Origin of the sequence: Mesorhizobium sp. M7A.F.Ca.CA.002.04.1.1, from assembly GCF_004022805.1 — a bacterium.
Classification (GTDB): domain Bacteria; phylum Pseudomonadota; class Alphaproteobacteria; order Rhizobiales; family Rhizobiaceae; genus Mesorhizobium; species Mesorhizobium ciceri.
In genome coordinates, this window is record NZ_RZPL01000382.1 from 1 (window position 1) to 5303 (window position 5303).

Consider the following 5303-nt stretch of genomic DNA (forward strand, 5'->3'; position numbering starts at 1 on the left):
GATGGTGCGAGCGCATTCGCCTTCGCGGTAAACGCCCTCGAAGGCGAATGCGCTCGCACCATCCGTGTCGATCGACAGTGTGGCGATCCGGCGTGTAACCTGCTGCTGTTTCGCGACCAGTGCCGCCCGGCCGATGAAGTCCCTGTTGTCGAGGCTGATGAAGCGCTCGAGGCCGCTTTCCCAGGCGGACAATTCGGGGTTCATATCGCGGTACATGGCCCGGTAGGATTTATCGAGACGAAGCGATTCCAGCGCTTGAAGTCCGACCAGCCTCAGCCCGTGTGCCTCTCCCGATGCCAGAAGCGCATCCAGCAAATGCCGCTGGTAGCAGAGTGGATGATAGAGCTCCCATCCCAGCTCACCCGAATAGTTGACACGCAGCAGCCGTACGTCGCTGGCCATGCCGACGGTGCTGGACTGTACGCTGAACCATGGGAAGGCCTCGTTGGAGAGGTCGATCTCCGTCAGCGGCTGCAGTATGTCGCGCGCCTTCGGCCCAACCACCGTGAAGCTGCCGCGATCCTCCGTGACGTTGCGCAGATGCACGCTGCCGTCCTTCGGCAACAGCCGGCCGAGATCGTCAAGGTTCCAGCGTTCGGCGCGCGGCGTCGATATGAGATAGAACAGGTCGCTCTGCAGCCGCGCCACCACATACTCGGCCTGCACGCCGCCGGTCGGCGTCAGGTGATGGGCAAGAGCGACACGACCGGGACGCGGCAGTCTGTTGGCCAGGATTCCGTCGAGCCAGCCCTCGGCGCCCGGCCCGCCGACCTCGAACTTGGTCATTGGTGTCATCTCGACCAGACCGCCGGCGTGGCGGACAGCCTGGACCTCTGCGGCGACGTGGTTCCCCTTGGGGGTCCAGCGCCAGCTGTAGACATTGCGCGCCTCGACACCCGCGGGCGCAAACCAGCTCGGCATCTCCCAGCCGTTCAACACGTCCCATACCGCGCCAAGCTGACTTAGGCGGTCATAGGACGGGGCCGTTTTCTGCGGTCGCGCCGCCGGCATGTCCTGGCCCGGATAGTGCTGTACGGCGTGGGTGCCCCAGGCTTCCCGGACCTTGGCCCGGGTCCAGTTCTTGTTGGCGTATCGGCCGAACCTGCGGGGATCCAGCTCCGCCGTGTCGATGCTGTTGCCACCCTCCACGATCCGTTCGGAGAGGTAATAGCCAATCGCACCGCCCCAAAGGATGCCCCCCGGCACCCCTTCGGCGAGCCAGACATTCTCCAGGCCCCACGCCTGCCCCATCAGCGGCAGCTCATCGGCCGTCATCTGGAAAGGTCCTCGCACATTGCGCTTGATGCCGGCGCGCCCGAGCGCGGGAACCAGTTCGGTGGCGCGCTCCCAGTTCCAGGAAACGGCATCGAAATCTTCATCGAGCAGATCGGCGCCGAACCATTCCGGGACACCGTTTTCGGCGAACAGCTTGAGCTGCTCGGTACGCTCATAGGGACCGAACATCAGCCCGTCTCCCTCTTCGCGCAGATAGCCCTCGTAACCCTCGTCCCTGAGGATCGGCATCTCCGGAAGACCAAGCCGTTTGCGTTCCACGATTTCGGGAACCGCCTCGGTGATCCAGTACTGGTGCAGGATCGGGATCGCGGGAATGTCCAGGCCCAGCATGGCGCCTGTCTGGCGTGCGTAATTGCCTGTTGCAAGGATGACATGTTCACAGACGATCTCGCCGCGTGAGGTTTTGACCCTCCACTCGCCGCTCGGCATCCGCTCGAAACCCACGACCTCGGTATCAAGATGGATCTTCGCGCCGAGGTCGCGTGCACCCTTGGCCATGGCCTGGGTGACATCGGCGGGTGCAATGTGGCCGTCATCGGGATGGTAGAGGGCACCCAGCATGGTGTTGTTGTCGAGCAGCGGCCAGATCTCTCGCGCCTCCGCGGGCGATACGATCCGGGCCCGCACTCCCTGGACCTCGGCAACGTCCATGTAGCTTCTGTACTCGTCCAGCCTGTCGCGCGTGTTGGCAATGCGCAGTTGCCCGCATTTGTGCCAGCCGACGTTCTGGCCCGTCTCCGCCTCCAGGCCTTCATAGATCGCGATCGATCTGGCGATCATGCGGCCGACATTGCGGCTGCGCGCGTAAGAGGGGATGAGCCCCGCGGCATGCCATGTCGAACCGGCCGTAAGCTGTGTTCGCTCCAGCAATGCCACATCGGTCCAGCCGCGCTTTGCCAGGCCGTAGAGAATGCCGGCGCCCACACAGCCGCCACCGACCACGACCGCACGAAAGGAACTCACCATATGCGCGTGCCCTTGTCTGAAATTGCCACCGGTCCACATGAACGCATGCGCATACTGTCAGACAGCATCCGGCTTTTCAGCATATTTCCTTGTCTGGAACGCTGCAGTGGTCACCCGACTGTTGGGCCACGAAGCCGGCCGAACTGTCAGCTGTCGCGCCCGCGTTCAGGCCGCTTTTTTGCGTTTTGCCTAGCTATATTCCGATTGCAGCATTCGGGATCGGGACATGATCTTCGTTGATCAGCACGATCGGCGCATCGGCTCCCTCGACCCTGACGACCAGCAGGCGCAGGCTCCACGTGCCGGCTGTCCGGACAGCCGTCGAATAGGCCGTGCCCTTGCCCCTGGCGCCGTGGACCGGAATGCCGAACTGGGCGTCACCAGCCCCATTCGCATCGACGTTGAGATGGCCGCCGACCCAGAAACTGTCGGTTTGCAACCCCGGTCAGGTCTTGTTGGACAGCCGGCGAAAATTCGCTTTCACGGCACGGCTTGCCGGCTTCAGCGCGGCGCTGATCGAGCGCTCCGCCGCAACCCCGTTGAACAGCGATGGCGTGCGGCCGGAAAAGACTTCCGGCCAGAACCGCGACGCCGATTGCAGGAAAGACATTTGCGCCGCAAACGCGCCTTCGGCCATAGCGGCGGTCTTCTCGTTGACCGCACGCGCCGTCTCCGTACTCCATGGCTGGCGGCTCCCGCCATCCATGGCCATCAACGGCAGCCGCATCATCGCCACCAGCGGCGCCAGCATCAGGTCGCCGCTGATGCTGGCCGCTTCTCGCGTCCGTCGGCTCTTGCCGGTTTCTCTCATGGAAACAAACCCCTTGTGGCGGCCGAATCAGCCGCTGCCCCACACACTACGCGCTTGTGATGGAATTCGTTCCCTCGCCGCTTCGGCATGGTCTCAAGGCTGGGCGCGCCCGCCGAAGAGCGCCCAGCCGAGGGGTCGAGTTCTACCGCTTGCGAAGATCGGCTTGCGCCAGATCCAGCGCCTTCGAGATGCGGTCGCAGGCCATATCGATCGTATCGCGGGTCCAGATCAGCGGCGGCGACAGGATCATCGTGTCGCCGGTGGCGCGCAGCATCATGCCATTCGTGATGGCGTGATCCCGCACGGTTACCGCCGCACTTCCAGCCGGCAGGAACCGCTCCTTGGTCGCCTTGTCCTTGACGATCTCGATCGCGCCCATCAGTCCGATCGAACGGACCTCGCCGACCAGATCATGTCCGGCAATGCGCTCCTGCAACGCCTTGGCGAAGTAAGGGCCGGTGTCGTTCCGGACGCGGTCGACCAGCCCTTCGCGCTCGATGATCTCGAGGTTCTTCAGCGCCACGGCGCAGGCCACCGGGTGCCCGGAATAGGTGTAGCCATGGTTGAACTCGCCGCCCTTCTCGACCAGCGTCGAGGCGATGCGGTCGCCAACCAGCAATGCCGACAGCGGCTGATAGCCCGAGGTCAGCGCCTTGGCCGTGGTGATCGTGTCTGGCTCGATGCCGAGTGTCTGTGCGGCAAACCATTCGCCGGTGCGACCATAACCGGTGATGACTTCGTCCAGCATCAGCAGGACATCGTATTTACGGCAGATGCGCTGCACTTCCGGCCAATAGCTCGCCGGCGGTATCTTCACGCCGCCGGCTCCCATGATCGGCTCGCCGATAAACGCGGCAACCTTGTCGGCGCCGGCTTCGAGGATCGCCTCCTCGACAGCCCCGGCCGCGCGCAGACCGAAATCATGATCGCTCTCGCCAGGCAGCGCCAGCTCATAGGCATAGGGCATCATCACATGGACGATGTTGGGCACCGCACCGTTGAGCTGCTTGTGCATACCATCCATGCCGCCGAGCGAGGTGCCGGCAACGGTCGAGCCGTGATAGGCCATCTTGCGCGAGATGATGCGGTTCTTCTCCGGCTTGCCCTCCAGCACCCAATAGTGGCGCACGAGGCGCAGCGCGGTGTCGTTGGCTTCCGACCCGGAAGAGCCGTAGAATACCTGGTTGACGTGCTTCGGCGCGATCTCCGCCAGCTTCTTGGACAGCAGCACTGGCGTCGGCGTCGAGCATTTGAAGAAGGAGTTGTAGTAAGGCAGTTCCTTCATCTGGGCATAGGCGGCCTCGGCCAGCTCGTCACGGCCATAGCCGATGTTGACGCACCACAGCCCGGCCATGCCGTCGAGGATTTCAGCCCCCTCGGAATCGTAGATGAAAGGGCCGTTGGCATGGGTGATGATGCGCGACCCGGCCCCGCGCATTTCCTTGTGGTCGGTGAACGGATGCAGATGATGCGCGGCGTCGATCTGCTGAAGCTGCTTCAGCGAATAATTCTGATAGGTCATGTCTGATCTTCCCTCTGGATTCTATCCGGCCAAGCCGGGGCGAATGCTTCAGAGGCAGAGAGGTGGCGAATAGCCGATGCGGGCACACAGCCGCAAAAGCTCGGCGCGCAGCGTGCGCGGTGACGGCGTCACCGCGACCCGCAATGCGCGAGCCTCAAATGCGTCAATCAACGTCCTGACGAGAGCCATGGAAGCCACCTTAGAGCAAAGGCTGCTCGAGGAGAACCACCCTTTGCTTGGCCCATAACTGAATGACTCTAGGCCTTGGCTGTCAGCGCCCTTTGCAGGAAGACATATTTCATCGCCGTCTGCGCCGCCTGCGGCCGGCGGTCGCCACGCCCGCCATGGCCGCCCTCGGTCTCCTCGAAGAACAGCGTCCTCGCATGGCCGGCTTCCTGCAGGCGGGCGGCCATCTTGCGCGCATGGCCGGGATGGACCCGATCGTCAGCGGTCGATGTGGTCAGCAGCACAGGCGGATAGGCGGCAGCGGCGTCGACATGCTGGTAGGGCGAGTAGGCTGAAAGCCACTTCGCGTCTTCGGGTTTCGACGGATCGCCATATTCGGCCATCCACGAGGCGCCAGGCGGCAATTCGGCGTAACGCAGCATGTCGAGCAGCGGCACCTCGATGATGACGGCGCCGAAAAGCTCGGGATGCTGCGTCAAGGAAACGCCGGTCAGCAAGCCGCCATTCGAACCACCCTGGATC

General features: G+C 63.5%; 6 protein-coding genes. All 6 read right to left on the bottom strand.

Translation table 11 applies throughout. The features are described 5' to 3' along the window. A partial coding sequence (locus tag ENZ75_RS19585; RefSeq protein WP_164887875.1) for an FAD-dependent oxidoreductase occupies nucleotides 1–2262 on the bottom strand: 2262 nt, incomplete at its 3' end. A gap of 193 nt (nucleotides 2263–2455) precedes the next feature. Next, nucleotides 2456–2701, bottom strand: coding sequence for a cytochrome c oxidase assembly factor Coa1 family protein (locus tag ENZ75_RS19590; RefSeq protein ID WP_244514305.1), 246 nt, complete (start codon nucleotides 2699–2701; stop codon nucleotides 2456–2458). Nucleotides 2702–2707: 6 nt separating this feature from the next. Continuing rightward, a complete protein-coding gene (locus ENZ75_RS19595; protein ID WP_063168189.1) occupies nucleotides 2708–3073 on the bottom strand; it encodes a hypothetical protein in 366 nt (121 codons plus the stop codon). A 142-nt stretch (nucleotides 3074–3215) separates the two neighbouring features. Next, nucleotides 3216–4595: an aspartate aminotransferase family protein gene (locus ENZ75_RS19600; RefSeq protein WP_013531202.1), complete on the bottom strand. Its 1380-nt coding sequence runs from the start codon at nucleotides 4593–4595 to the stop codon at nucleotides 3216–3218. Between the two features lie 48 nt (nucleotides 4596–4643). Beyond that, entirely contained in the window at nucleotides 4644–4784 is a 141-nt protein-coding gene (locus tag ENZ75_RS19605) for a capsid protein (protein ID WP_082826679.1), read from the bottom strand. Nucleotides 4785–4852: 68 nt separating this feature from the next. After that, the coding region (locus ENZ75_RS19610) for a prolyl oligopeptidase family serine peptidase (RefSeq protein WP_164887876.1) at nucleotides 4853–5303 on the bottom strand (451 nt) is incomplete at its 5' end.

What these genes read in the sequence shown, in the direction of transcription:
- ENZ75_RS19605 (WP_082826679.1), bottom strand. Translation starts at nt 4,784, where the DNA reads ATGGCTCTCGTCAGGACGTTGATTGACGCATTTGAGGCTCGCGCATTG.
- ENZ75_RS19600 (WP_013531202.1), bottom strand. Translation starts at nt 4,595, where the DNA reads ATGACCTATCAGAATTATTCGCTGAAGCAGCTTCAGCAGATCGACGCC.
- ENZ75_RS19595 (WP_063168189.1), bottom strand. Translation starts at nt 3,073, where the DNA reads ATGAGAGAAACCGGCAAGAGCCGACGGACGCGAGAAGCGGCCAGCATC.